The organism is Mesoflavibacter zeaxanthinifaciens DSM 18436 (genome assembly GCF_000422365.1).
Taxonomy (GTDB): Bacteria; Bacteroidota; Bacteroidia; order Flavobacteriales; family Flavobacteriaceae; genus Mesoflavibacter; species Mesoflavibacter zeaxanthinifaciens.
Genome location: NZ_KE383820.1, coordinates 64,591 through 90,551, shown reverse-complemented (window position 1 = coordinate 90,551; position 25,961 = coordinate 64,591). Strand labels below are relative to the sequence as shown.

Below are 25,961 nucleotides of genomic sequence, written 5' to 3'. Positions count from 1 at the left end.
TCTATTGATGATACTCCGGTTAATATGGCGATTGATGCGATTGCTATTAGTGTGATTTTAAGGGATTTCATTGTATATATTTTTTTGTGAATTATTAATTAACCTTGCGTTGGTACTTTTGACACTTTTTTATCTGTCATAGATATTAAATCTACCTGTATCTCTTTTACGTCTTTGTTAGTTTTTATTGTAGTAGGAGATGTATTAGCTGAAATTAATCCAGTTAATAAGATAGTTGAGAAAATTGCTAGAAATGTGATTTTAAGGGATTTCATATTAATTATTATTTTAAAATTTATATTGTTTTGTTTAAGCAAAAGTGTACTTGTTCAATCATTAAAATTGAATTAACAAGAAATTACATACAATGAGGGATATTGTACTTTTTAAAATGGATAATTAATACTATAAGCGTAGTATATTGATTTAGGGACACTTATAAATATCTACGAAAGTAAAATTAGAAGACTAAATTAAGTAAATAAATCGATAAAGTGTTTAAAATGAAGGATAAAGTGTCCTTAAACAAAAAAGCATCCCTAATTTCTGAAACAAAACAGAAAAAAGGAAAGCTTTCCATTGGTTTAACTACTTAAACCATTGACAGACATCAACATCTGTCAAACAACACAACTAAATTTTATTGCCAAAAAAAGCTCCAATTTCTCGGAGCTTTAACAATTTTTGCGGTCTGGACGGGATTCGAACCCGCGACCCCCTGCGTGACAGGCAGATATTCTAACCAGCTGAACTACCAGACCGTTGCTTTATTGCGAGGGCAAATATACACTGCTATTTTAATTTCTCAAATATTTTTCGTGTTTTTTTTAAATAAATTTTTGCCTTTCGATCATATAGGTTGTCAAAACATCATTAAAACCTTGATTTACATTAGATTGCACATATTTAATTTTATACTGCAAACACTTTAATTTTAATTGTTTGAAATACTCTTTAACCATTTTATTATAATTTTCTTTAACAGAATCAGCATATAAGTTAATATATTGACCTGTTTCTACATCAATAAAGCGTTTTGGTTTATTATCAAAATTAAAATTTAGTTCTTTTTTGCTATCAAAAACATGAAAGAGTACTACTTCATGCTTATTGTGTTTTAAATGCCTAAGTGCTTCAAATAACTTCTGTTCATTAGTTTGTGTTTGAAACATATCTGTAAAAAGAAATATTAAGGATCTTCTATGTATTTTTTCTGCTATTTGATGAAGAAGTGTATATGTTTCTGTATGCTTATTTTTTTGTTTTTTTTCTATAGTCTTTTCAAGTTGGTGTATTAACATTTGATGATGCCTTTCACTTCCTTTTTCTGGTGCATAAAAATCATAACCGTCACTATAAATACTTAATCCAACAGCATCTCTTTGTCGTTTTAAAATATGCATTAATGATGCGCTTGCTAAAGCTGAAAATGCAATTTTATTTAAATTACTAATCGAAAAATTAGATAGGATTGGATAATGCATTGAACTACTGTTATCTAATATTATATGACACCTTAGGTTAGTTTCATCATCAAAACGTTTTGTGTATAACTTATCTGTTTTTGCAAAGAGTTTCCAATCAATATGCTTAGTGCTTTCTCCTTGATTATATATTTTATGTTCTGCAAATTCTGCTGAAAAACCATGAAACGGACTTTTATGCATACCAGATATAAAACCTTCTACTACTTGTTTTGCTAGATGTTCAAGATTTTTAAATCCGCCTGCTTTATTTAGTTCGTTTTGTAATTTCATGATTTTTAAATTTTATCTAAAATAAAAAAAGGTTTGCCATTAAGACAAACCTTTCATTTTAATTTATTTATAATTTGGATTATAATAAAGAGTCTAATGCTTCTGCATAAGCATTTTTAGGTGCTACACCAACCTGACGTCCAACTACTTCTCCATTTTGAAATACTAATACTGTTGGAATGTTACGCACTCCATATTTTGCTGCAAACTCTTGATTTGCATCTACATCTACTTTACCTATAACAGCTTTACCTTCGTATTCTGTACTTAATTCGTCAATAATTGGTCCAACCATACGACATGGTCCACACCAAGCAGCCCAAAAGTCTACCATTACTGGTTTGTCGCTGTTTAATACTTGCTCTTCAAAAGTTGCATCTGTAATTTCTAATGCCATAATAATATAATTTAATTGTGTTTTTAATACGTGTTAATATGCAATATTAGTCAAAAAATTTGCCAAACCTTACAGCACAACAATTTGTTTTGATTATTACTGTATTAGTTTAAGTTATGTTATTAATTTAATTTAAAATACACTTGTTCATTTTCTAATTGATCTAAAAGCTCTTGACTTACTTTCACTTTTTGTTTTCGGCTAGACATATTCAATTTTACTTGATCCCTGTTATCGTAAACAACAAAATTTAAAGCTTGATTACCTGGATGAAGATTAATCAAGTCCTTTAAACGTTGTATTTTTTCTACATCTAAATCTTTTATATTTAATTGAATTGAAAGCTTTTTAGCATAACTTTCTAAAACATCTTGTAGTAATTGAAAGTTATTAAATTGAAGCCTAGGGTCGCTTTTTTTACCTGTATCTTTGTTTACCCAACCTTCGCGTACAAATACCTTGACGTAAACAAAATTATTTTGAAGTAAAAAATGTCTAAATTTTAAATATTCCTCACCAAATATTCTGAACTCGTAAGTATCTGTGTAATCTTCTACAGTAAATAATGCCCAACCTTTACCTTGTTTACTTACACGGTGTTGCACATCTGTAACAACTCCTCCAAAAGTCATTTCTCTATTTACATATTTTTCAAGATCGTTAAATACCGATAAATTAGCATTGCAGAAGGTTTTTATTTCTATTTTAAAATCATCTAGTGGATGCCCAGAGATATAAACTCCTACTACTTCTCGCTCTTTAGCTAGCTTCTCCATGGTTCCCCAAGTTTCACATTCGGGAATTGTTGGCTCTTCAATTTGAACTTCACTTTCACCACCAAAAAGACTTACTTGAGCAGAATTTTCGTTTTCTTGATGCTTTGCACCATATTTTATAGCTTTTTCTAAAAAGGTTAAATCACCACCATCTTTATAAAAATATTGTGCTCTGTGTGTATTTCCTAACTCATCAAATCCACCTGCTAATGCTAAATTTTCAAACGCTTTTTTGTTAGCTGCTCTTAAATCAATACGCTTTGCTAAATCAAATATTGAAGTATATGGTCCGTCTTCCTTTCTATTTTCTACAATCGTTTTAACAGCACCATGACCAACACCTTTAATTGCTCCCATACCAAAACGTACCGCATTATCTTTGTTTACCGAGAATTTATAAAAAGATTCGTTTACGTCTGGTCCTAAAACTTGTAATTTCATTCGTTTGCATTCTTCCATAAAGAAAGTAACTTGCTTGATATCGTTCATGTTATTGGACAGTACTGCAGCCATATATTCTGCTGGGTAATGCGCTTTTAAATACGCCGTTTGATAAGCAATCCAAGCATAACACGTAGAGTGAGATTTATTGAAGGCATAACTTGCAAATGCTTCCCAGTCTTTCCAGATTTTTTCAAGTTTTTTAGCATCATGACCATTAGCACTTGCTTGCTCGATAAACTTAGGTTTCATTTTATCTAGTACAGCAATTTGCTTTTTACCCATTGCCTTACGAAGGACATCGGCTTCACCTTTTGTAAAATTAGCTAGCTTTTGCGACAAAAGCATTACTTGCTCTTGGTAAACTGTAATACCGTAGGTTTCTTTTAAGTATTCTTCCATTGCTGGCAAGTCATACTCGATATCTTCGTCACCGTGTTTTCTTCTTACGAAACTTGGTATATATTCCATTGGTCCTGGACGATATAATGCATTCATCGCAATTAAATCGTCAAAAACTGTTGGTTTAAGGTCTTTTAAGTGTTTTTGCATTCCAGGAGATTCATATTGAAATACTCCAACTGTTTCTCCTCTTTGGAATAATGCGAAAGTTTTTTCGTCGTCTAAAGGAAAACTTTCTGGATCTAACTGAATATTATGTTTTGCCTTAACAATTTTTACAGTATCCTTAATAAGCGTTAATGTTTTTAACCCTAAAAAGTCCATTTTTAAAAGTCCTGCACTTTCTACAACCGAGTTATCAAATTGAGTAACGTATAAGTCTGAATCTTTTGCTGTAGATACTGGTACAAACTTGGTAATATCGTCTGGTGTAATAATTACACCACATGCATGTATACCTGTATTTCTTACAGAGCCTTCTAACGCTCTTGCTGTATTTACAGTTTCGGCTTCAAGATCTGATCCTTCAGAAATATTTAAAAGTTGGTTTATTTTTTCTAAATCTTCAGACCTGAATTTTTGTCCCAATTGTTTTTCATCTAAACCAAAAATCTTGTTTAGTTTAGACATATTTGGGATTAGTTTTGCAATTCTATCTGCATCAAAAAGCGGTAAATCTAGTACACGAGCTGTATCACGAATACTACTTTTTGCCGCCATAGTACCATAAGTTATAATTTGTGCTACTTGATTTGCTCCATATTTATCGATAACGTAATCCATTACCCGGCTTCTTCCTTCATCATCAAAATCAATATCAATATCTGGCATGCTAATACGATCTGGATTAAGAAAACGCTCAAAAAGTAGATTGTACTGTATTGGGTCTATATTGGTAATCCACAAACAGTATGCAACAACAGATCCCGCTGCACTACCACGACCTGGACCAACAGATACATCCATATTTCTGGCTTCACGAATAAAATCTTCTACAATTAAGAAATATCCTGGATATCCTGTATTTTCAATTACTTCAAGTTCAAAATCTAGACGTTCTTTGATATCTTCAGTGATTTCACCATAACGCTTTTTTGCACCTTCATACGTCAGGTGTTTTAGATAAGCATTTTCGCCTCTTTTTCCACCATCAACCTCATCTTCTGGATGTTTAAATTCTTCTGGAATATTAAATGCTGGTAATAAGACATCTCTTGCTAACTCAAAAGGTTCTATTTTATCTACAACTTCTTGAATATTACTTATCGCCTCAGGAATATCTTTAAATAACTCCTTCATTTCGTCTGCAGACTTAAAATAATATTCTTGATTTGGTAATCCATAACGATAACCACGACCACGTCCTATTGGTGTTGATTGTTTTTCGCCATCTTTCACACATAATAAAATATCATGCGCATTAGCATCGTCTTTTTTACCGTAGTAGGTATTATTAGTGGCTAGTAATTTTATATCATGTTTTTTAGAAAACTCGATTAGTGTTTGATTAACACGGTTTTCGTCTTCTTGACCATGTCGCATTAACTCGATATACAAGTCGTCTTGAAATGTTTCTTTCCACCATAGTAAAGCTTCTTCAGCTTGTGCTTCACCTACATTTAAGACTTTACTTGGCACTTCACCGTAAAGGTTTCCTGTTAAACAAATAACGTCTTCTTTGTATTGTTCTATTAATTTTTTATCAATACGCGGTACATAATAAAATCCATCTACAAACGCATGGGACGAAAGTTTTGCAAGGTTATGATATCCTTTTTTATTTTTTGCAAGCAGTACTATTTGGTAACCGTTATCTTTTCTTGTTTTATCTGTGTGATCTTCGCAAACAAAAAACTCGCAACCGACAATTGCTTTAATTTGATTTGCTACTGGTGGTTTACCTTGTAGTGCTGCTTCTTCATTTTTTGCTTTTACAGATTTATTATGTCCATTTACAGCTTTAACAAAATGGAATGCACCCATCATATTTGCATGATCTGTAAGTGCAACTGCAGGCATTTTATGTTTTGCCGTTAGATTGACTAAATCTGAAATACTTATTGTTGATTGAAGTATCGAAAATTGAGAGTGATTATGCAAGTGTGCAAAGTCTACAGATTTAAGATCTTCAATGTTTTCTTTTATTTCTGCTGAAGAAATTCCGCTAGATTCCTGCTTTTTTAATTGCTCACGGATTTTATCACTTTCTCTTTTAAGATTTAAGTGTTTTAATCCTATAAGCTGAATAGGTTGCGGGTTTTCTTTATTGAAACGCTCAAAATAATCTGGTTGAACGTCTAATTGTTCTTTTGTGTATTCTTTGCGTCTAACAAGTTCTAAAAAACAACGCGTTGTTGCCTCTACATCTGCTGTTGCGTTATGTGCTTCGGCAAATGGTTGATTAAATAAAAATTGATGTAACTCGGTTAAAGTTGGTAATTTAAATTTACCACCACGTCCGCCAGGTATTTGGCAAAGTTGTGCTGTTGACTCTGTACATGTATCTAAAACTGGTAACTCTTGCAGAGGATTATCTACGCTTTCGCGGACAAATTCTGCTCCCATAATATTTAAATCAAAACCTACATTTTGACCGACAACAAACTTTGTTTTACTTAAAGCTTCATTAAATTTTTCTAAAACTTCTACTAAAGGAACACCTTGCTGTTGAGCCAACTCTGTTGAAATACCATGTATACGCTCGGCATCATACGGAATATCAAACCCATCAGGTTTAACTAAATAATCTTGATGATCAATACAGTTACCCATCTGGTCATGTAATTGCCATGCTATTTGGATGCATCTAGGCCAATTATCTACATCTGTAATTGGTGCATCCCAACGTTTTGGTAATCCGGTAGTTTCTGTATCAAATATTAAGTACATTAAGGTGTTTTTAGATGTTTTCTAGAAAATTTTAGAGCTTATAAATGTACGTAGAAATTTCTCTTTTTTAAAGTGAAGTTATAAACAATTATACACAAAAAAATCCAGTATGATTATACTGGATTTTTTTATTTTATGTTAAGCATTTAAGTGTTATGACACTAACTCTTCATGTACTTTTTCTGTATTAATTGCTGCTTGTATAGAGTTACGATGTCTAAAAATTAGCTCGTCAATTGTTGGTGGTAAGTTATTTTCTTTCATTAATTTATCATACTCTTCTAAGCTGGCTTCTTCACCTCTAATGGCTTCTTCTAATATTTTTTCTTCGTTATTAGAAGATAATGCAGATTTTAAACTCATCCAATTTCTATGTACAGTTCCTTTAAATGTGCCAGAATCTTCTGGTACCTCGCCATATCTTAAAATCTCTGTTCTTAATTCTTTAGCAAATTGGCTTCTTTCTGATGCTCTTCTCTTAAAGAAGATTTTTAAATTTTTGTCGTCTACATTAGACATTGCGTTTAAATACCCTTTTTCGGCATCATAGTTTTTTACTAATAATTCGTTTAATTTTTCTGAAATTTCTTCACTATAACTCATAATATCTTTTCATTTTAAATTTCAATAAATTATTTATAGATGTGTATTGTTTCGCATCTTCAATTATAAAGATATAATGAATTACTAAGCATACCAAGGGTTTAACAAGGTTTGTGATTGCCTTAAGATTTGTTAACAATCGTTTTTAGTTTAGGCAATCTCCTAAACTATCTACTATATTTTGAAGTGTACCATCATCACCACATAGGTTGATTTCGTTTTGAAGAGCTATCTTATAAGAACTACAAAACTGAGGATATTGTGGACCGTTAGGGTCTACAGCATTTAAGTTTGTCAATGTTGTTTGTGTAGTAGCTTGAGCTAATTGACAAGCTATAGATTGTTGACCATCGTTTAAAGTTGCTATTGATATTATTGGCACATTGTAAAAGTAACCACGGTTTATCACAACACTATTTAATCCTGTGCTATCAAATGCATGAAAGTAAAATGTACCTGACACTGTTTTTTCTACTATATTAAATTCTTCAATGACAATTTTACCTTCTGATGGATACAATTGAATGGTTGGATCTGGAACACTGTTTGTAGAATACGCTGTATCAAAATCGTCATTAAAAACTGCTTTTGATGCTACATTACCCAAGTTATATACACCAACACTTGATCCAGCTGTTGATAGTGTAATTGTTTCTTCTCCATTGGTTCCTGTTATATTTAAAAATCCAAACGCATCTACATTAGCTCTAAAATCTTCTGCATTCCATACAATTTCATTTTTATAAGATTGAAATGATGGAGTATTAAACTCTAAATCATCTCCACATGATAAAATTGTTGTTAATAGCAAAAATAATAAGGATATCTTTTTCATTAATAATGGATTAAAAAAAAACAGAAACCAAAAATATAATTTTAATTCACTTTAAATAAAAAAGACACTTAAACAGCGCTAATATTAGACCAAATACATTTTTTTATTGATAAAGAGATAAACAAAAAAAGGAGCTTTAATTAAAGCTCCTTTTTTGCAAGTGTATTATGTTATTAATTTGCATCTAAATAATCTGGTGCAGAATCTGCATCTGAGTTTTGTGCGTCATCTGGGTTACCATCTCCGTTTGGATCTGGATTCTCGTCTGCTGTTGGCACACCATCATTATCATCATCATTATCTAAATAATCATCCATACCATCTGAATCAAAATCTTGAGAATCTACAGGATTACCATCTCCATCATCATCTATAAACTCATAAATAGTTAATATGGTATCTCCGTCATCATCATTATCTAAGTAATTAGGTGTTCCGTCGTTATCTGTATCAATCATTCCTTCATAAACAGTAAAAACACCATCACCATCATCATCTTGGTCCAGATAATTAGGTATACCATCTCCATCTGTATCATCGTTTAATGGGTTACCGTCTGCGTTAATATCTTCGTCTGCTGTTAAAATACCATCATTATCTTCATCTAAATCTAAATAATCTGGTATTCCATCCATATCTGTATCTGCAGCGTTACCATCTGCATCAAGGTTTAACTCGTCGTTTGTTAATATACCGTCATCATCATCGTCTTCATCTAAATAATCTGCATTTAAATCTCCATCTGTATCATCATCTGTTAAATCTCCATTATTATTAAGGTCTTCAATTGAGTTTGGAACACCATCTCCATCATCATCACCACAATCTAAGTTATCTATAGCAGCTTGTAAATCTCCGTTTGGATCTCCGCAAGTATCAATTTGCTCGTTTAGGTATTGAATATATCTTGTACACATATCAATAGTATTACCTAAAGTAGCATTATTATAATCTGATTGTGCTGTTGCTGTATTATCACTTATTTGCTCACAAGTTAATTGACAATTATTTACTGTTAGTTGATCAATTGTTTCTTGTATCGTCCCGTTTACGTCTCCACAAAATTCTATTTGAGTATACAATGCATTTACATATGCATTACATAATTGTTCAAAAACAGCACTTTCCATTAAATCTGCGTTATTATACGCTATCATTGCCTGTTGCACTTGTTCTTCTGCATCTACACAAGTAAAATAATTAGTTGTAGGTCCTGTAGTAAAAGGTATATTATTAAAAACACCTTCTGAAAATCCTACAGAATTTAGACCTGTTGGATTAAATGCATTAAAATAAAATCTTCCTGAAAGTGTACCTTCTTCCAAGCTACCGGCAGTAATACTTATCATTCCATCTGGACGATATACTTGTACGCTTTCATCTGGAATTTTATTTGTTGACCACAATACGTTATTTTCATCTATAAAATTAGCAAAAGAAGCATTGTATTGCATATCGTAACATGATCCTTGACCTACACTAATAGCTCCTGTACAGCTAGTAGCATCTTGCGGATAGGCTACTAACGTAATTGTTTCTAAAGATGTAGACCCTTCTATAGTAATAACACCATTCTCATCTACCTGAGCTGAGTAAATATTTGCATTAAACAAAACACCATCGCCTTCTCTTTGGGCTTGAAATGTGGTTATTTTAAACTCATTTTCTTCGCTACAACTAAACATTAATAAAACCGTTATGGCTAATGCAATTACTTTTCTCATTCTTAAATCTTTGATAAATTATTGATGTTATATGTGCCTAATAATAATCTAGACATACTATCCTTCAAAAATAGAATAATTTTTCATTATAAATAATTGAAATTTGAAGTATCGGTTTAAAAAAATATAGTATCTTTGCGGACTTATTAATAACAGAGGTCGAGAACCTCACAAATTAATTTTTTATGCCAGTAAAAATTAGATTACAAAGACACGGTAAGAAAGGGAAACCTTACTACTGGATCGTAGCAGCAGATGCTAGAGCAAAAAGAGATGGTAAATACTTAGAAAAAATAGGTGCTTACAATCCAAACACTAACCCAGCAACTATCGATTTAGATGTTGATGGTGCAGTAAAATGGTTACAGAATGGTGCACAACCAACTGATACAGCTAGAGCTATTTTATCTTACAAAGGAGCTTTACTTAAAAACCATTTAGCTGGTGGAGTTAGAAAAGGCGCTTTAACTGAAGAGCAAGCAGAAGAGAAATTTAATGCTTGGTTAGAAGAAAAAGCAGGAAAAGTTGATGCTAAGAAAGAAAACTTAGCTAAAGCTGAAGCAGATGCTAAAGCAAAAGCTTTTGAAGCTGAAAAAGCAGCTAACGAAGCGCGTATTGCAGCAGCAGCTCCTGTTGTTGAAGAAGAAGCTGAAGCTTCAAACGAAGAAGAATAAAAAATATTTTTTTATACTTTTAAACTCCGATAGTCGCTATCGGAGTTTTTTATGTTTAAAACTTTCCTTATGGATATAAATGAATGCTTTTACGTTGGTAAAATTGTAAAAAAATACAGTTTTAAAGGAGAATTACTAATAAAATTAGATACTGACGAGCCTGAACAATTTGAAAACCTTGAGTCTATACTTATTAACTTAAGAGGTAATTTAGTACCTTTTTTTATAGAAAGTTCACAACTACACAAATCTGAATTACTACGTGTTAAATTTGAAGAAGTAGACACAGAAGATGATGCAGATAGCTTAATGAAAAGCGAGTTATACTTACCATTAAGCTTTTTACCAGAGTTAGAAGATGATAAGTTTTACTATCATGAAATTATAGGTTTTAAAGTTGAAGATAAGAACTTTGGAAACGTTGGGATAATTTCCGGTGTAAATGATAGCACAGCTCAAGCACTGTTTGAAATTGACAGAAATGGGACAGAGATTTTAATCCCGATGAATGACGAGTTTATCTCTAAAGTAGACAAATCCAACAAAACCATTTTTGTAGAAACACCAGAAGGACTAATAGATCTTTACATTAATGAATAACCCTTTTCAATTCAAGCAGTTTACAGTTAAACAAGACCAATGCGCCATGAAAATTGGCACAGATAGCGTCTTACTTGGCGCTTGGACACCATTAAAAGACAATCCATTTTCTATTTTAGACATAGGTGCTGGCACAGGAATTTTATCATTAATGTTAGCCCAACGTAGTAACGCACAAGTTATTGATGGTCTAGAAATAGACGAAAATGCATATGAACAGTGTGTAGACAACTTTGAAAACTCTCCTTGGTCAGACCGATTATTTTGTTATCATGCCGATTTACAAGAATTTGCCGAAGAAATTGAAGATAAATATGATCTAATAATTAGCAATCCGCCGTTTTACGCAGAACATTTTAAAACTGATAACCAGCAACGTGACATGGCGCGTTTTCAAGATGCGATGCCTTTTGAACATCTTGTGGTTTGTGCAGCTCACCTTTTGGAAGACAACGGAAGATTTTCAGTAATTATACCTTTTAGTGAAGAAGACCGATTTATCAATCTTGCTCAAAAAGTAGGATTATTTCCTAATCAGATCCTTAACGTAAAAGGTAATCCAAACGCTGATATAAAAAGGAGTTTGATTAGCTTTAGTTTCCACGAAAGTGAAATACAAAAAGAAGAATTAATTATAGAAACCCAAAGACATCAATACACAGAAGACTACATAAATCTTACTAAAGATTTCTACTTAAAAATGTAGTTTTAATTGGGCAATGAAAACGATTTCGTTATTTTTGTTAACTATAAAATTGTAAACAATATACTGTTACATATATCATTAAGCAACAGTTTAAACTATACTTATCTAATGAAACCAGATTTATTTGAAGCTCCAGATTACTTAAATCTTGACGATTTATTAAACGACGAACATAAATTAGTACGCGATGCAGCTAGAGAATGGGTTAAACGTGATGTTTCTCCTATTATTGAAGAGTATGCACAAAAAGCAGAATTTCCAGAACAAATTATTGATGGATTAGCCGAGATTGGCGCATTTGGACCATATATCCCTATGGAATATGGCGGCGCAGGATTAGACCAAATTTCTTATGGTTTAATCATGCAAGAGATTGAACGTGGCGATTCTGGTGTACGTAGTACTGCTTCTGTACAATCGTCTTTAGTAATGTATCCTATTTTTAAATATGGTAACGAAGAGCAACGTAAAAAGTACTTACCAAAATTAGCTTCTGGAGAATGGATGGGTTGTTTTGGTTTAACCGAGCCTGATCACGGATCTAATCCTGGCGGAATGGTTACTAATTTTAAAGATATGGGCGACCATTATCTTTTAAATGGTGCTAAAATGTGGATTAGTAACGCACCTTTTGCACAAGTTGCTGTTGTTTGGGCTAAAAATGAAGAAGGTCGTATACACGGTTTAATTGTAGAGCGTGGTATGGAAGGATTTTCTACTCCAGAAACTCACAACAAATGGTCGTTACGTGCAAGTGCAACTGGCGAGCTTATTTTTGATAACGTAAAAGTGCCAAAAGAAAATTTATTACCTAACAAATCTGGACTTGGCGCACCATTAGGTTGTTTAGATTCTGCAAGATATGGTATCGCTTGGGGCGCAATTGGTGCTGCAATGGATTGTTACGATACGGCATTAAGATACAGTAAAGAGCGTATGCAGTTTGGTAAGCCAATTGGACAATTTCAATTACAACAAAAAAAGTTAGCCGAAATGATTACAGAAATCACTAAAGCACAACTATTAGCTTGGCGTGTTGGTGTGTTACGTAATGAAGGTAAAGCAACATCTGCTCAAATTTCTATGGCTAAACGTAATAATGTAGATATGGCAATAAAAATTGCTCGTGAAGCTAGACAAATGTTAGGCGGAATGGGTATTACCGGAGAATACAGCATTATGCGTCATATGATGAATTTAGAAAGCGTAATTACTTACGAAGGTACGCATGACATTCATTTATTAATCACAGGTTTAGATATAACTGGATTAAATGCTTTTAAATAAGCTATAGATTTTACATTTCTATAAATAATTAATAAATATAAAATGCACCTTAATTTTAGAGGTGCATTTTTTATTTTTGTTAAAAATGAAAATGCTATGACTATTAATGATATTGAAAAATCAATTGATCCTCTTAAAAATCAATTGCTTAATCACAGTTTATATAACAAAATAAAATCTATAGAAGATTTAGAAATCTTTTTACAACATCATGTTTATGCTGTTTGGGATTTTATGTCGCTACTTAAAGCACTGCAAAATAAATTAACTTGTACTACAATACCTTGGTTGCCTACAAAACATCCTGAAACAAGATATTTAATTAACGAAATTGTTCTTGCCGAAGAAACCGATGTAGATATTAATGGTAACCATAAAAGCCACTACGAAATGTATTTGGACGCTATGGAAGCTTGTGGCGTTTCAACTACTAATATTAAAACATTTTTAGAAACTTCAGAAAGCTTAGGTAACATTTTTGTTGCAATAAGAAATAGTGATTTACCTCAATCACTAAAAGACTTTTTAGAGTTTACATTTAATGTAGCAATAGAAGGTCAACCTCATCAAATAGCTGCTGCGTTTACCTTTGGTCGTGAAGATTTAATCCCGAATATGTTTACTGAAATTTTAAAAAATTTCCAGCAAAACTTCCCTGAAAAAGACCTTTCTAAATTAGTGTATTACTTTGAAAGACATATCGAATTAGATGCTGATGAACATGGTCCTATGGCGCTTCAAATGATAGAAGAGCTTTGTGAAAATGATGAGAAAAAATGGAAAGAAGTTGAAGACATCTCAATAGAAGCTTTACAAAAACGAATCGCACTTTGGGATGGTATTGAAAACGCAATTTTAGAAAGCAAAGAAGTTGTATCTTTATAGTTATGAAACAATTAACGCTTTTTATTTCTGTTATTTTTATATTGTTTTTGTGCTGTAACGCAACAGATAGCAATCAATCTAACAATATTGAAACACTACAAACAACCAATTACAGACTATTATCCTTGGGTGATAGTTACACGATTGGAGAAAGTGTTTGCGAAACGTGTCGCTTTCCTGAACAACTTAAAGACAGCTTAATTAATAATACAGAAAATACTGCTTTCAATTTAAAGGTTGTAGCAACAACAGGATGGACTACGACCAATTTATTAAACGGAATTAGCAACGAAAATCTACCAAACAACTACGATTTAGTCACCTTACTAATTGGTGTAAATAATCAATATCAAGGAAAAGATTTTTCAATTTATGAAACCGAATTTCCAGAACTAGTTGATATTGCAATTACAAAAGCAAAAGGCGATAAAAATAGAGTTATTGTCGTTTCAATTCCTGATTATGCGTTTACACCTTTTGGAAACGGAAACACTACAATTTCTTCAGAAATTGATGCCTATAACGCTTTCGCGGAAAATTATTGCAACACTAATAACATTACTTTTGTAAACATTACAGACATAACCAGAAACGGATTTGAAGACACAGATTTAGTTGCTTCTGATGGTTTACATCCTTCCGAAAAAGCCTATAGTTTATTTGTAGAACGTTTATTACCTTACGCTTTAGAAAAACTTTAGCGTAAGATTATGTTTTCAGCAAAGAAAAGATTAGACCGAGCTTATCAAAACGCTCACGTTGTTCCTTTTGATGACGACTCAAAATTTATACTATTTAGCGATTGTCATCGTGGTGACAATAGTTTTGCAGACGACTTTGCCAATAATCGAAACATCTATTACCACGCATTAAAGCACTACTACGTTGAAGGTTTTAATTATGCCGAACTTGGCGATGGTGATGAGCTTTGGGAAAACATTTCTTTCTCCTCCATTTTAAACGCACATAAAAACGTTTATGAATTAATGCAACTGTTTCATAAAAAGAACCGTTTGCATATGATTTGGGGAAATCATGATATGGTGTATCGTAATCCTGATACAGTCAAAAAAAATCTATCTACCTACTTTGACCCAAAAGTTGGTGAAGATGTAGAACTTTTTGGCGATATTAAATATCATGAAGCTATAGTTTTAAAACACAAAGACACTAATCAAGAGATTTTTTTAACGCATGGTCATCAAGCAGATTGGTGGAATTACAACTTCTGGAAATGGAGTCGGTTTTTAGTTAGAATTTTATGGAAACCATTAAATGTTATGGGAATTGCAGATCCAACAAGTCCTGCAAAAAACTACAAAGAATTAATTAAAGTAGAACGTCGTACCAAAAAATGGATTACAGACAATAACAATCTAATGACCATTGTTGGCCATACACACAGACCACGTTTTCCTGAACCTGGTGACATTGCTTTTTTTAATGATGGTAGTTGTGTACATCCTAGAAGCATCACTGGTATTGAAATAGAAAATGGAGCAATATCTTTAATAAAATGGCAAATTGCTACTAAAGAAGATGGCACGCTTCAAATTGTAAGAGTATTGTTAGAAGGACCAAGAAGATTGGTAGATTATAGATAAAAAAATTCCTGCATAAAGCAGGAATCTATTTATAAAATTGAATTTCAATTAAAAAATTAACTTTCAGGAGCAAGCTCTACTTCTAAACCTTCTAATTCTGGTGTTATTTGTATTTGACAACCTAATCTTGAGTTATCTTTTACGTAAAAAGCTTCGCTTAGCATTGCCTCTTCGTCATCTTGCATTTCTGGTAATTCGGTATCGCTTAAAACATAACATTGACAACTTGCACACATAGCCATACCACCACAAATACCAATAGTACCTTCTGGTGCTAGCTCGTAACTACGTACAACTTCCATTAAATTCATTGCCATATCTGTTGGTGCTACAACTTCATGTACAACACCATCACGATCGGTAATTTTAATATTAACGTCTTGCTCCATTTTATTCAATCTTTTTTACTACTGCTTTTGGAGCTTCTTTACGTGTACCATCAAAACCATCTACTCCTGCAACAGTTGTATATTTTAACACATAACGTTTACCTGGATTAATAATTTGATAAGCAGATTGACACATTAAAGTTGCTTCATGAAAACCACAAAGTATTAACTTTAATTTACCAGGATATGTGTTAACGTCTCCAATAGCATAAATACCAGGTATGTTTGTTTGATAATCTAACGCATTGTTTACTTTAATGGCATTTTTCTCTATTTCTAGTCCCCAATTTGCTATTGGTCCTAATTTTGGAGACAAACCAAATAAAGGCACAAAATGATCACATTCTTTTTTGTAAGTTTTTGCGTCTTGCTTAATGGTTACCGCTTCTACTTTGCCATCACCTTCTATACCTATTACTTCTGCTGGAGTAATTAAATTAATTTTTCCTGCAGATTTTAATTCTTGTACTTTTTCTACGGAATCTAAATGACCTCTAAACTCGTTACGCCTGTGTATTAAAGTAACCTCTTCTGCTACATCACTTAAAAAGATACTCCAATCTAAAGCAGAGTCGCCTCCACCAGCAATAACTACCTTTTTACCACGGTATAGTTCTGGCTCTTTTATCATGTATTCTACACCTTTATCTTCGTAATCTGCCAGATTATCTATTAAAGGTTTACGTGGCTCAAAACTACCTAATCCACCTGCTATTGCCACAACTGGCGCATGGTGTTTTGTTCCTTTGTTTGTAGTTACAATAAAAGTCCCGTCGTCTTGTTTTTCTATGGTATCTGCGCGCTCTCCTAACGTAAAACCTGGCTCAAACTGTTTGCATTGTTCCATTAACTTGTCGGTTAAATCTCCTGCTAAAATTTCTGGATATGCTGGTATATCGTAGATTGGTTTTTTAGGATATAACTCTGAACATTGTCCACCTGGTTGTGGTAATGCGTCTATTAAATGACATTTTAGTTTTAATAATCCTGCTTCAAAGACTGCAAATAAACCTGTTGGTCCTGCGCCTATGATTAGTATATCTGTTTTAATCATTTTTTAGATTGTTTTGTGCAAATGTAAAAGGTTAATGTATTGTGGCTTATGACTTTTGTCAGCTTTACGCTTGCGTTAGCGATAGTAGTGGCATCCTTTTTTTGCTAACTGTACTTTGATTTTTAGTCTATAGGTAGTTGCAAAAAAAGATATAACGGATAGCGCGACCCTTGTGGTAACGCCCTAAACACCAACATTTGTAACTTTTTCTATCTGTGGAGCGTATTTTTTTATAGTCATCTCTACACCAGATTTTAAAGTCATTTGGTTGACACTACATGAGGTACATGCACCTTGAAGTTGTACGATAACCTCGTTATTTTCTATAGAGATTAACTCTATATCTCCGCCATCATTTTGTAAAAATGGACGGATTTCTTCTAGAGCTTTTTCTACGTTTGTTTTTAGTTCTTGTGCTGTCATTTATTTTTTATTTACCGCAGAACAACCTGCCATAGTTGTAATTTTTATCGCTTCGGTTTCTGGTAAGTTTTCGTTACGATTTACCACTTCTTGCACGACGTTTTGTGTTAGTTTTTCAAAAGCTTTCTCTGTTGGTGTTGCGACTTGCATTGCTGCTGGACGACCAACATCTCCTGCTTCTCTAATACTTTGTACTAAAGGAATTTCTCCTAATAATGGCACATCTAAATCTTCTGCTAGATGTTTTGCGCCTTCTTTACCAAAGATATAGTATTTGTTGTTTGGCAACTCTTCTGGTGTAAAGTAAGCCATATTTTCTATAATTCCTAAAACGGGTACGTTTATACTGTCTTGTTGGAACATAGCCACTCCTTTTTTAGCATCTGCTAAAGCAACGTTTTGTGGTGTACTTACTACTACTGCTCCTGTAATTGGTAAAGATTGCATAATACTTAAATGAATATCTCCTGTTCCTGGAGGCAAGTCTAATAGTAAGAAATCTAGCTCGCCCCAAGCAGCATCAAATATCATTTGATTTAATGCTTTTGCAGCCATAGGTCCACGCCAAATTACAGCTTGGTCTGGTTTTGTAAAAAAGCCTATAGATAATATTTTTACACCGTAATTTTCTACAGGTTTCATTTTGGATTTACCGTCTACTGTTACAGATAATGGTTTTTCCATTTCTACATCAAACATAATTGGCATTGATGGTCCATAAATATCTGCATCTAAAACACCTACTTTAAAGCCCATTTTTGCTAACATAATTGCTATGTTAGCGGTAACTGTAGATTTACCTACACCACCTTTACCCGATGCTACTGCAACAATATTTTGAATACCTGGTATTGGTTTTCCTTTAATGGTGTTTGCTTGTGGTTTTTCTGGCGCGTCAACCTTTACGTTTACTTTTATTTTTGCTTTTTCGTACACATGTTTGTGTATGGCTTGCAAAATTTCTACTTCTGTTTTTTTACGTGCTTGTAATGATGGGTTTTTTATTGTAATATCTACTATAACTTCGTCTCCAAAAGTAACTACGTTAGTTACAGATCCGCTTTCTACCATGTTTTGCCCTTCGCCTGGTACTGTTATAGTTTCTAGTGCTTTAAGTATATCTTGTTTGCTTAACTTCATCTTTAAAATATTGTGCTAAAAATCAATTTTTTAACGTGTTTTATAAAGGCTATTTCTAAAATGCAAATATACTACTTATTAAGTGAAGTTAAGCTGTTGTTATTGCAAGTTTTTTTATGGTGAAATAAGGGAAATTTATAAACTTTTAGAAGGATCCCAAAACACCATTTCAAAATTTTGAATTTGATTATCTTTCACCTTAACACCTTCGCTTTCTAACAGCTGTTGCATTAGGTTAGTACCTTCAAAATGATGCTTACCGGTTAACAAACCTTTTCTATTTACCACACGATGTGCTGGTACGTCTTTTCCTGCAGAACCATTCATAGCGTAACCTACTAATCTTGCGCTTCTTTTTGCTCCTAAATAATTTGCAATTGCACCGTAAGATGTTACTCTTCCATAAGGAATTTGTCTTGCGACCTCATAAACCTTCTCGTAAAAACTTAAGGTTTCTGGCTTCATAAGTCTTTAATGATATTAATTAGCGTGACTATTGCTATAACAGCTGTGATGATACCGATACTAAAGTTCATGTTTTTTTGAGACTTTATACGTTTGCTTTTAATTTTTTCGAATAAAAACACATACACATAAAGCATTACAAAAGTACCAGTTGCTGCTCCTGCGACGTAAGATGCAATACCAGTTTTATCAAAAGTTAACCATCCAAAACCTGCTAAAGTCAAACTCATATAAGCTTGGTAAGGTATTGGGAAAACGTTTAAAGCAGATAACAGCATACCATAGAAAAAACGACTGTGTTTACTGCGTCTGGTTTGTTCTATTTTGGGTTGTGGTTTCTTTTTAGCTAAAACAAAAAAGTAAATAGCGATTAACACAAAAAGTACAAAAGCTACACGTTGAAGTATTTTTATTATCTCTGGATGCTTACTTAAATACCTTGCAAATATTACTGCTATTAAGGTTTGAAAAATAACAACAACACAAACGCCAACAGAAAAAACCAAACCACGATTATAGCCTTCTTTTAAGCTAATTTTTGCTGCTGTCATATTAAGCAATCCTGGTGGTATAACACCTACTAATGCAATAATTAGACTTAAAAAAAATGTAATTGTAAGGCCCAAAGGTTATTTTATTTTGAATCTAATATACGTAATTGGTTTGTTTTGTTCTAAATATTGACCTTCGTAAAAGGTTTGTATACTTGTAACTTCTTCTGGACTTCCTTCTTGTCTATACACATCGTTGTTAGAGTACAACACTTCATGTCCTTCGCCATGTAACAGACCTAAGGTGTAACCATGCATAAACTCAGAGTCGGTTTTAAGATTCATTACGCCATCTGGTTTTAATACTTTTTTGTAGCGTTTTAAAAACTCAGAATTGGTCATGCGGTGTTTTGTACGCTTATATTTAATTTGTGGATCTGGAAAGGTGATCCAAATTTCATCCACTTCGTTTTCTGCAAAAACATATTCTATTAATTCTATTTGAGTACGTATAAATGCAGCGTTTGGTATGTTTTCTTCTACAGCTGTTTTTGCGCCTCTCCAAAAACGTGCGCCTTTAATATCTATCCCTATAAAGTTTTTATTTGGATATTTTTTTGCTAAAGCAACTGTATACTCGCCTTTACCGCATCCTAACTCTAGAACAATTGGGTTATTATTTTTAAACACTTGTGCATTCCATTGTCCTTTGTATTGGTAATCCATATCTACCAACTGACTTCTTGTTGGTTGAAATACATTATCAAATGTTTCGTTTTCTTGAAATCGTTTTAATTTGTTTTTGCTTCCCACTTGTTTTAACAATTTGTTATTTCCGGCGTAAAATTAAGGAAATATACCTTAGTACTATTATACTTATCTTTGAAATTAGCTTTTTTGCGTTAAGGATGGAAGTGACATCCTTTTTTTGCTACCATATATGGCAAAAAAAGATATAACGGACAGCCTGACCCTTGTGGTAACGCCCAAATTTTTATAATGAAAAAAAGAATTCTTGTTGCGCCTCTTAATTGGGGAATTGGTCATGCTACACGTTGCATACCTATTATTAATGCGTTAATTGAACAAAATTTTGAACCTATTATTGCTTCTGATGGTGCTGCTTTAGCGCTGCTTAAAAAAGAATTTAAACAGGTTGTCTTTATTGAATTACCTGCTTACAATGTTACTTACTCCAAATCCAAATCTAGCTTTAAATGGCGCCTTTTTAGACAACTACCTAAGATTAAAAAAGCTATTTTAAAAGAACATTTAGCGATTAAAAAAATTGTACACGATTATGCTATTGAAGGTATAATCTCTGATAACAGAATGGGTGTATATTGTTCTAAAATTCCGTCGGTGTTTATTACTCATCAGCTTAATGTTTTAAGCGGAATGACCACAAAGTTAAGCACCTCTTTACATGATTATTATCTTAAAAAGTTTGATGAATGTTGGGTACCAGATTTTGAAAACACACCTAATTTAAGTGGTAAATTAGGACATGATTTTACTACTAAACTTTTACCTATTAAATATATTGGCGCATTAAGCAGGTTAGAAAAAACACTTATTCCTTCTAAGTTTGATATCATGGTCTTGTTATCTGGTCCTGAGCCACAACGTGGATTATTAGAGCAAAAATTATTTAAAGAATTAGCAGACTATAATGGTAATATCTTATTTGTAAAAGGTAAGATTGAAGGTGAGCAACGTATTGAAACTAAGCAACAGTTTACCATTTATAATTTTATGACTTCTGCAGATTTACAAACAGCTTTAAATAGTTGTGATTTGGTAATTTCTAGGTCTGGATATACAACTGTTATGGACTTAGCTAAACTAGGTAAAAAAGCATTTTTTATTCCTACACCAGGACAGTTTGAACAAGAATATATAGCCCAAAATTTAAACGAACAAGGTATTATACCTAGTTGTAACCAAAAAGAATTTTCTTTAAAGCAACTTGATAGAGTTAAAGATTTTACTGGATTTGATGCTTTAGATTGTAAAACAAACTTTAGTGATTTGTTTAAGCTTTTTCTAGCGTAAAAGAAAACTCGCTACCTACGTTTTCTTCACTTTCTACATAGATTTTTTCGTCGTGTGCTTCTATAATGTGTTTTACTATAGATAGTCCTAAACCAGATCCGCCTTCTTTACGCGATCCGCTTTTGTCTACACGGTAAAAACGCTCAAAAAGTCTTGGTAAATGTTCTTTACCTATACCTTCGCCATTATCAGTGACTCTTACTATAACTTTGTTTTTAATAAGCCTTTCTATACTAATCTCTGTAGTACCGTTTTGATGACCATATTTAATTGAGTTTACGACTAAGTTGGTTAACACTTGCTGGATACGCTCTTCATCACCTTTTACCAGTATTGGTTGTTTGTAGTCCATATCAAACATTAGACTAATTTTTTTCTTAGCAGCTTTCATTTCTAATAAGTCAAAAACACTTTTTACTAGATCTACAATATCAAAAGTGGTCATATTAAGTCGTAAATCTCCTACTTCTAATTTGGTAATCATATCTAGGTCTTTTACGATATATATTAATCGTTCTACACCTTTGTTGGCTCTTTCTAGATATTTTTCGGCTACGTTTTTATCTTTCATTGCGCCGTCAAGCAATGTTTCTATATAACCTTGTACTGTAAATAATGGTGTTTTAAGCTCGTGCGATACGTTACCCATAAACTCTTTACGGTATTCTTCTCTAACCTTTAAAGTTTCTATCTCTAACTTTTTGTCTTTGGCATATTTATCTATTTGCCTAGTTAGCGTTGCCATATCTGTAGTAATACTATGCTTTCTAAAACTAGCAGACTCTAATAAGGTAAGGTCTTTGTAAATTTTGTTTATTCTTTTATAGATGAATTTTTCTACTCTATATTGAATAATTAAAAAGGAAAATGAATACGTAAAAAAAGCAAAGAAAAGTATATGTAATATGTTTATTGCGTAAAACATATACAAAAAAACACTCATTAAGAGCGTTAAAAATACGGTGATTAAAAACGAAGTTTTTAATGCAAACTTGTATGTTTTTTTTAGTTTCAAATAAAAGTTATTCTACAAATTTATAGCCAACACCTTTTACAGTTTTAAAGCTATCGTCGCCAATTTTTTCTCTTAGTTTTCTTATGTGTACATCTATGGTACGTCCGCCAACTACGACTTCGTTACCCCAAACGCGGTCTAAAATATCTTCTCTTTTAAAGACTTTACCTGGTTTTGATGCCAACAAAGATAAGAGTTCAAATTCTTTTCTTGGTAAAATAATCTCTTCGTTTCCTAAAATAATCTTGTATTCGTCTCTATTAATGGTAAGCTTACCAATTTTTATAACCGATTGGTTAGTATCTTCAGATTTTAATCGTCTTAAAAGTGCTTTTACTTTACTTATTAACACTTTTGGCTTAATTGGTTTAGTAATATAATCGTCTGCACCAGCATCAAAACCTGCTACTTGAGAGTAGTCTTCTCCTCTTGCGGTTAAAAATGTAATAATTGTGCTGCTTAATTCTGGTACTTTTCTAATAGCTTCGCAAGCTTCAATACCATCCATTTCTGGCATCATCACATCTAATATAATAAGGTGTGGTTTTTCTTTTTTTGCTTTTTTAACAGCTTTAATACCGTTATCTGCAGTAATGACTTGGTAACCTTCTGCACTTAAATTATAGCCTACTATTTCAAGAATATCTGGCTCGTCGTCTACTAAAAGAATTTTAATATCTTTCTTATTCATCAGAATGACTTTGTGTTAAAATAATAACGTAAAGATAAAATTATTAAAATTAAATTATCTATTTAATCCATTGATAACAATTAAATAACATTAATTACAACTTATAACCTAACCTAAGTTTTTAGGTTTATGTAATTTACAATCTTTTGCTTACCAAGTAGTTAAAATATCATGTTATATAATTGTAAAAAATAGCATTAGTGTTTTGTAACTTACTTGTAAGACAAAAATCTGTGTATATTTGTAACTCACAATTTATAACTATTAATTATGAAAAAATTTTACTTTTTACTTTTAACGGTTTTATCACTATCATTTGTTTCTGCACAAGGAACAATTGACTTTGATACCGACGGAAACTGGAGTCCAGCACCTTCTGGGTATGGAGACTACACTTACACTGATACAAACTTCACTGCAACTGGTGTAGATGTGTTAAGAAATACAACTTCTGCACAAGATGGCTTTTCTGGTGCTTTCGGAACATATTCTTTTAGATTAAGAAATAATTCAGGTACATCCCTAACAATGATTGTTGGATCTGGTGGAATTGGAACATTTTCTTTTCAAGCTAGACGTTGGGACGGAAATCCTGCTACAAATTTTACTGTTGAAACAACTACTGATAACGGTGCTTCTTGGAGTACATCTTCTGTAATTGATGCTACTGTTACAGATGATTCTGATTGGAAAACAATTAACGGTACAATAAACAGTGCTAACTCTAATGTTGGAGTAAGAATTATATCTAATGGAACAACAGAAAGAATAATGGTTGACAACTTTACTTGGACAGCTTTTTCTACATCTTGTGGTGTAACTTTTGATAGTGCGTCTTACATCTGTAATACAAATGTTATAGGTGACAATAACGATAGTGTTACTGTACAAATCCCTTACACAGGTCTTGATGCTGCAGTTACGGCTGTAACAACTACTTCTGGTGGTACAGTTGGTGGAGATAATCCTGCTGTAACTACTGACGGAATTATTACAATTACAGGTTTAACTGAAGGTGACGCTTGGGATATTAACCTAGTTGGTGGTGATTGTGGAGCAATAACTGCTTCTGGTACGATAGCTGCCGATTTATGTGACCCAACTCCAAACACTTGTTTTGATTTAAGTAATGGTACAGAATTATTCGAACTTGTTGCTGTAACAACAAACTCTAGTGGTAACAACAACGGTACTTGGTCTGAATCTGGCGGAACATACTCTGCTAACGCTTTTTGTGGTGGTGGATGTGCTGAGCCTGTAGAAAGCTGGTTAGTATTTGGTCCTTTAGATATGACTGGTGTAACAGATTTAACTTTAGCGTTTGATGCTGCTGAAGCTTTTGGTGTAACAGATTTAAATATTGCTTATACAGATGCTTACTCTGGTTGCCCAACTGGATCTTCTTGGACAACTGCTCAAACAATAACAGCTGCTGGTTCTTACGAGGTAGACTTAACTGCTGCTACTGGTACAGATGTGTATATCGGTATTCAATATATTGATGATGGTGCCGATGGTTATTCTGGTTGGGACTTATCAAACGTATCTTTAGATGCTTTTGGAGCTTGCCCAACTTTAGGAACAAGACCAACTTCTAACTGTGCGGTTTGTGATTTAATATTAGGTGAAGAAAATATCGTATGCTTAGGTAACACTACTGGAGCTGGAAACGATATGGTAACTATTGAAATTCCTTATACAGGTGTTGAAGGTACTATTACTTCTTTATCAACTACTTCTGCTGGTACAATTGGTGGAGATGATCCTGCAACTGTAACAGACGGAACAATTACAATTACTGGTTTAGGTGAAGGTGATGCTTGGGATTTAACAATTAACGGTGGTGACTGTGATGGTACAACTATCTCTGGTACTGTTTTTGCAACTAACTGCGATCCTTCTTTCTTAGTAATTAATGAGATTTTATCTGATCCAGATGCAACTACAGGTGATGCTAACGGAGACGGAACTGTTGACACTTCTCAAGATGAGTTTGTAGAATTATACAACACAGGTACTGTAGCAATAGATTTAACAGATTACGTAATTGCAGATGGAGCTTCTGATAGACACGTATTCCCTGCAGGAACAATGTTAGCTCCTAACACATTTATAACTGTATTTGGTGGTGGTACGCCAACAGGTATTAGCGGTATGTCTCAAGTTGCTTCAACTGGTGTATTAGGACTAAATAACGGTGGTGATACTGTAACTATTAAAAATGCTGGCGGTGTAACTGTTGCAGAGTATACTTATGGTAGTGAAGGCGGTAACAACCAGTCTATAGCTAGAGAGCCAGACTTTACTGGTGCTTTTGTACAACACTTATCACATACAACTACTCCTGTTCAATTCTCTCCTGGTTCAGAAAATGATAATCCTGCATTATCAAACACAGAGTTTGAACAAGCTAACTTTAGCATTTACCCTAACCCAACTAACAAAGGTTATGTAAACATCAAAACAACGTCTAACAGCGCTGTAAACGTAACTGTGTTTGACTTATTAGGTAAAAAAGTAATCACTAAAACATTAAGTAACGATACATTAAACGTATCTAACTTAAAAGCTGGTGTGTACTTATTAAACATAGAACAAAACGGAGCTTCTACAACTAAGAAGTTAGTTATAGAATAAAAGCTATATTAAGCTATTGTT

At 33.0% G+C, this 25,961-nt stretch carries 25 protein-coding genes and 1 tRNA gene; 9 read left to right on the top strand and 17 right to left on the bottom strand.

What is annotated here, in order from left to right; translation table 11 throughout:
* Positions 1-98: 98 nt before the first annotated feature.
* The 8 genes from H574_RS14670 to H574_RS14485 all read right to left on the bottom strand — a co-directional run bounded on the left by H574_RS14670 (position 99) and on the right by H574_RS14485 (position 9,824).
* Complete coding sequence (locus H574_RS14670) at positions 99-275, bottom strand: hypothetical protein (RefSeq protein ID WP_155912674.1); 177 nt, start codon at positions 273-275, stop codon at positions 99-101.
* A 412-nt stretch (positions 276-687) separates the two neighbouring features.
* A tRNA-Asp gene (locus H574_RS0112520) sits at positions 688-761 on the bottom strand.
* Between the two features lie 66 nt (positions 762-827).
* A complete protein-coding gene (locus H574_RS0112515) occupies positions 828-1,757 on the bottom strand; it encodes a DUF58 domain-containing protein (RefSeq protein ID WP_027880908.1) in 930 nt (309 codons plus the stop codon).
* 79 nt (positions 1,758-1,836) lie between these two features.
* Positions 1,837-2,154 (bottom strand): thioredoxin, encoded by a 318-nt coding sequence (trxA, locus tag H574_RS0112510; protein ID WP_027880907.1) that lies wholly within the window; start codon positions 2,152-2,154, stop codon positions 1,837-1,839.
* A 122-nt stretch (positions 2,155-2,276) separates the two neighbouring features.
* Positions 2,277-6,662 (bottom strand): DNA polymerase III subunit alpha, encoded by a 4,386-nt coding sequence (dnaE, locus tag H574_RS0112505; RefSeq protein ID WP_027880906.1) that lies wholly within the window; start codon positions 6,660-6,662, stop codon positions 2,277-2,279.
* Between the two features lie 153 nt (positions 6,663-6,815).
* Positions 6,816-7,265, bottom strand: coding sequence for a ferritin-like domain-containing protein (locus H574_RS0112500; RefSeq protein WP_027880905.1), 450 nt, complete (start codon positions 7,263-7,265; stop codon positions 6,816-6,818).
* A gap of 145 nt (positions 7,266-7,410) precedes the next feature.
* Positions 7,411-8,100 carry a DUF6252 domain-containing protein gene (locus tag H574_RS0112495; RefSeq protein WP_027880904.1) on the bottom strand — a complete coding sequence of 230 codons (690 nt, stop codon included), beginning with the start codon at positions 8,098-8,100 and terminating at the stop codon, positions 7,411-7,413.
* 173 nt (positions 8,101-8,273) lie between these two features.
* Positions 8,274-9,824: a DUF6252 domain-containing protein gene (locus H574_RS14485; RefSeq protein WP_027880903.1), complete on the bottom strand. Its 1,551-nt coding sequence runs from the start codon at positions 9,822-9,824 to the stop codon at positions 8,274-8,276.
* A gap of 185 nt (positions 9,825-10,009) precedes the next feature.
* On the opposite strand from H574_RS14485, the gene H574_RS0112485 reads away from it, so the two are divergent.
* The 7 genes from H574_RS0112485 (at position 10,010) to H574_RS0112455 (ending at position 15,580) form a co-directional block, all read left to right on the top strand.
* Positions 10,010-10,498: a 30S ribosomal protein S16 gene (locus tag H574_RS0112485; protein WP_027880902.1), complete on the top strand. Its 489-nt coding sequence runs from the start codon at positions 10,010-10,012 to the stop codon at positions 10,496-10,498.
* 69 nt (positions 10,499-10,567) lie between these two features.
* On the top strand, positions 10,568-11,098 hold the full coding sequence (gene rimM, locus H574_RS0112480) for a ribosome maturation factor RimM (protein ID WP_027880901.1): 531 nt from the start codon (positions 10,568-10,570) through the stop codon (positions 11,096-11,098).
* Positions 11,091-11,804 (top strand): tRNA1(Val) (adenine(37)-N6)-methyltransferase, encoded by a 714-nt coding sequence (locus tag H574_RS0112475; protein WP_027880900.1) that lies wholly within the window; start codon positions 11,091-11,093, stop codon positions 11,802-11,804. The genes rimM and H574_RS0112475 overlap by 8 nt, the downstream gene beginning before the upstream one ends.
* A 108-nt stretch (positions 11,805-11,912) precedes the next feature.
* Positions 11,913-13,091 carry an acyl-CoA dehydrogenase family protein gene (locus H574_RS0112470; protein WP_027880899.1) on the top strand — a complete coding sequence of 393 codons (1,179 nt, stop codon included), beginning with the start codon at positions 11,913-11,915 and terminating at the stop codon, positions 13,089-13,091.
* A gap of 96 nt (positions 13,092-13,187) precedes the next feature.
* Positions 13,188-13,976 (top strand): DUF3050 domain-containing protein, encoded by a 789-nt coding sequence (locus tag H574_RS0112465; protein ID WP_027880898.1) that lies wholly within the window; start codon positions 13,188-13,190, stop codon positions 13,974-13,976.
* 2 nt (positions 13,977-13,978) lie between these two features.
* A complete protein-coding gene (locus tag H574_RS0112460) occupies positions 13,979-14,677 on the top strand; it encodes an SGNH/GDSL hydrolase family protein (RefSeq protein WP_036227643.1) in 699 nt (232 codons plus the stop codon).
* 9 nt (positions 14,678-14,686) lie between these two features.
* Positions 14,687-15,580 (top strand): metallophosphoesterase, encoded by an 894-nt coding sequence (locus H574_RS0112455; RefSeq protein ID WP_027880896.1) that lies wholly within the window; start codon positions 14,687-14,689, stop codon positions 15,578-15,580.
* A gap of 56 nt (positions 15,581-15,636) precedes the next feature.
* On the opposite strand, the gene H574_RS0112450 is transcribed toward H574_RS0112455, so the two are convergent.
* The 7 genes from H574_RS0112450 to trmB form a co-directional block, all read right to left on the bottom strand.
* Positions 15,637-15,969: a 2Fe-2S iron-sulfur cluster-binding family protein gene (locus H574_RS0112450; protein ID WP_027880895.1), complete on the bottom strand. Its 333-nt coding sequence runs from the start codon at positions 15,967-15,969 to the stop codon at positions 15,637-15,639.
* A gap of 1 nt (position 15,970) precedes the next feature.
* Positions 15,971-17,023, bottom strand: a complete 1,053-nt coding sequence (locus H574_RS0112445; RefSeq protein ID WP_027880894.1) for an NAD(P)/FAD-dependent oxidoreductase — start codon at positions 17,021-17,023, stop codon at positions 15,971-15,973.
* Positions 17,024-17,206: 183 nt separating this feature from the next.
* Complete coding sequence (locus tag H574_RS0112440) at positions 17,207-17,446, bottom strand: NifU family protein (protein ID WP_027880893.1); 240 nt, start codon at positions 17,444-17,446, stop codon at positions 17,207-17,209.
* A complete protein-coding gene (locus H574_RS0112435) occupies positions 17,447-18,586 on the bottom strand; it encodes an Mrp/NBP35 family ATP-binding protein (RefSeq protein ID WP_027880892.1) in 1,140 nt (379 codons plus the stop codon). It abuts the gene before it with no gap.
* Between the two features lie 135 nt (positions 18,587-18,721).
* On the bottom strand, positions 18,722-19,051 hold the full coding sequence (locus tag H574_RS0112430; protein WP_027880891.1) for an MGMT family protein: 330 nt from the start codon (positions 19,049-19,051) through the stop codon (positions 18,722-18,724).
* The gene (locus tag H574_RS0112425) at positions 19,048-19,677 is read right to left on the bottom strand and encodes a LysE family transporter (RefSeq protein ID WP_027880890.1); all 630 of its coding nucleotides are present in this window, start codon (positions 19,675-19,677) and stop codon (positions 19,048-19,050) included. The genes H574_RS0112430 and H574_RS0112425 overlap by 4 nt, the downstream gene beginning before the upstream one ends.
* Positions 19,678-19,680: 3 nt before the next feature.
* A complete protein-coding gene (gene trmB, locus H574_RS0112420) occupies positions 19,681-20,355 on the bottom strand; it encodes a tRNA (guanosine(46)-N7)-methyltransferase TrmB (RefSeq protein ID WP_027880889.1) in 675 nt (224 codons plus the stop codon).
* 186 nt (positions 20,356-20,541) lie between these two features.
* On the opposite strand from trmB, the gene H574_RS0112415 reads away from it, so the two are divergent.
* Entirely contained in the window at positions 20,542-21,597 is a 1,056-nt protein-coding gene (locus tag H574_RS0112415) for a glycosyltransferase (RefSeq protein ID WP_027880888.1), read from the top strand.
* Here H574_RS0112415 and H574_RS0112410 read toward each other — a convergent pair.
* Both H574_RS0112410 and H574_RS0112405 read right to left on the bottom strand, forming a co-directional pair.
* Complete coding sequence (locus H574_RS0112410) at positions 21,578-22,540, bottom strand: sensor histidine kinase (protein WP_081653221.1); 963 nt, start codon at positions 22,538-22,540, stop codon at positions 21,578-21,580. The two genes, H574_RS0112415 and H574_RS0112410, sit on opposite strands and share 20 nt — an antisense overlap.
* Before the next feature lie 79 nt (positions 22,541-22,619).
* Positions 22,620-23,303, bottom strand: coding sequence for a response regulator transcription factor (locus H574_RS0112405; protein WP_027880886.1), 684 nt, complete (start codon positions 23,301-23,303; stop codon positions 22,620-22,622).
* A gap of 270 nt (positions 23,304-23,573) precedes the next feature.
* On the opposite strand from H574_RS0112405, the gene H574_RS14480 reads away from it, so the two are divergent.
* Complete coding sequence (locus H574_RS14480) at positions 23,574-25,940, top strand: T9SS type A sorting domain-containing protein (protein WP_051169893.1); 2,367 nt, start codon at positions 23,574-23,576, stop codon at positions 25,938-25,940.
* Positions 25,941-25,961 lie beyond the last annotated feature (21 nt).

Excerpts from the sequence above, each read along its gene's own strand:
- H574_RS0112485 (WP_027880902.1), top strand. The coding sequence starts at position 10,010 with ATGCCAGTAAAAATTAGATTACAAAGACACGGTAAGAAAGGGAAACCT.
- H574_RS0112470 (WP_027880899.1), top strand. The coding sequence starts at position 11,913 with ATGAAACCAGATTTATTTGAAGCTCCAGATTACTTAAATCTTGACGAT.
- H574_RS0112415 (WP_027880888.1), top strand. The coding sequence starts at position 20,542 with ATGAAAAAAAGAATTCTTGTTGCGCCTCTTAATTGGGGAATTGGTCAT.
- H574_RS14670 (WP_155912674.1), bottom strand. The coding sequence starts at position 275 with ATGAAATCCCTTAAAATCACATTTCTAGCAATTTTCTCAACTATCTTA.
- dnaE (WP_027880906.1), bottom strand. The coding sequence starts at position 6,662 with ATGTACTTAATATTTGATACAGAAACTACCGGATTACCAAAACGTTGG.
- H574_RS0112495 (WP_027880904.1), bottom strand. The coding sequence starts at position 8,100 with ATGAAAAAGATATCCTTATTATTTTTGCTATTAACAACAATTTTATCA.
- H574_RS0112515 (WP_027880908.1), bottom strand. The coding sequence starts at position 1,757 with ATGAAATTACAAAACGAACTAAATAAAGCAGGCGGATTTAAAAATCTT.
- H574_RS0112465 (WP_027880898.1), top strand. The coding sequence starts at position 13,188 with ATGACTATTAATGATATTGAAAAATCAATTGATCCTCTTAAAAATCAA.
- H574_RS0112455 (WP_027880896.1), top strand. The coding sequence starts at position 14,687 with ATGTTTTCAGCAAAGAAAAGATTAGACCGAGCTTATCAAAACGCTCAC.
- H574_RS0112405 (WP_027880886.1), bottom strand. The coding sequence starts at position 23,303 with ATGAATAAGAAAGATATTAAAATTCTTTTAGTAGACGACGAGCCAGAT.
- H574_RS0112500 (WP_027880905.1), bottom strand. The coding sequence starts at position 7,265 with ATGAGTTATAGTGAAGAAATTTCAGAAAAATTAAACGAATTATTAGTA.
- H574_RS0112430 (WP_027880891.1), bottom strand. The coding sequence starts at position 19,051 with ATGAAGCCAGAAACCTTAAGTTTTTACGAGAAGGTTTATGAGGTCGCA.
- H574_RS0112435 (WP_027880892.1), bottom strand. The coding sequence starts at position 18,586 with ATGAAGTTAAGCAAACAAGATATACTTAAAGCACTAGAAACTATAACA.
- rimM (WP_027880901.1), top strand. The coding sequence starts at position 10,568 with ATGGATATAAATGAATGCTTTTACGTTGGTAAAATTGTAAAAAAATAC.
- H574_RS0112445 (WP_027880894.1), bottom strand. The coding sequence starts at position 17,023 with ATGATTAAAACAGATATACTAATCATAGGCGCAGGACCAACAGGTTTA.
- H574_RS0112440 (WP_027880893.1), bottom strand. The coding sequence starts at position 17,446 with ATGACAGCACAAGAACTAAAAACAAACGTAGAAAAAGCTCTAGAAGAA.
- H574_RS0112450 (WP_027880895.1), bottom strand. The coding sequence starts at position 15,969 with ATGGAGCAAGACGTTAATATTAAAATTACCGATCGTGATGGTGTTGTA.
- H574_RS0112410 (WP_081653221.1), bottom strand. The coding sequence starts at position 22,540 with ATGAGTGTTTTTTTGTATATGTTTTACGCAATAAACATATTACATATA.
- trxA (WP_027880907.1), bottom strand. The coding sequence starts at position 2,154 with ATGGCATTAGAAATTACAGATGCAACTTTTGAAGAGCAAGTATTAAAC.
- H574_RS0112475 (WP_027880900.1), top strand. The coding sequence starts at position 11,091 with ATGAATAACCCTTTTCAATTCAAGCAGTTTACAGTTAAACAAGACCAA.
- H574_RS14480 (WP_051169893.1), top strand. The coding sequence starts at position 23,574 with ATGAAAAAATTTTACTTTTTACTTTTAACGGTTTTATCACTATCATTT.
- H574_RS0112460 (WP_036227643.1), top strand. The coding sequence starts at position 13,979 with ATGAAACAATTAACGCTTTTTATTTCTGTTATTTTTATATTGTTTTTG.
- H574_RS14485 (WP_027880903.1), bottom strand. The coding sequence starts at position 9,824 with ATGAGAAAAGTAATTGCATTAGCCATAACGGTTTTATTAATGTTTAGT.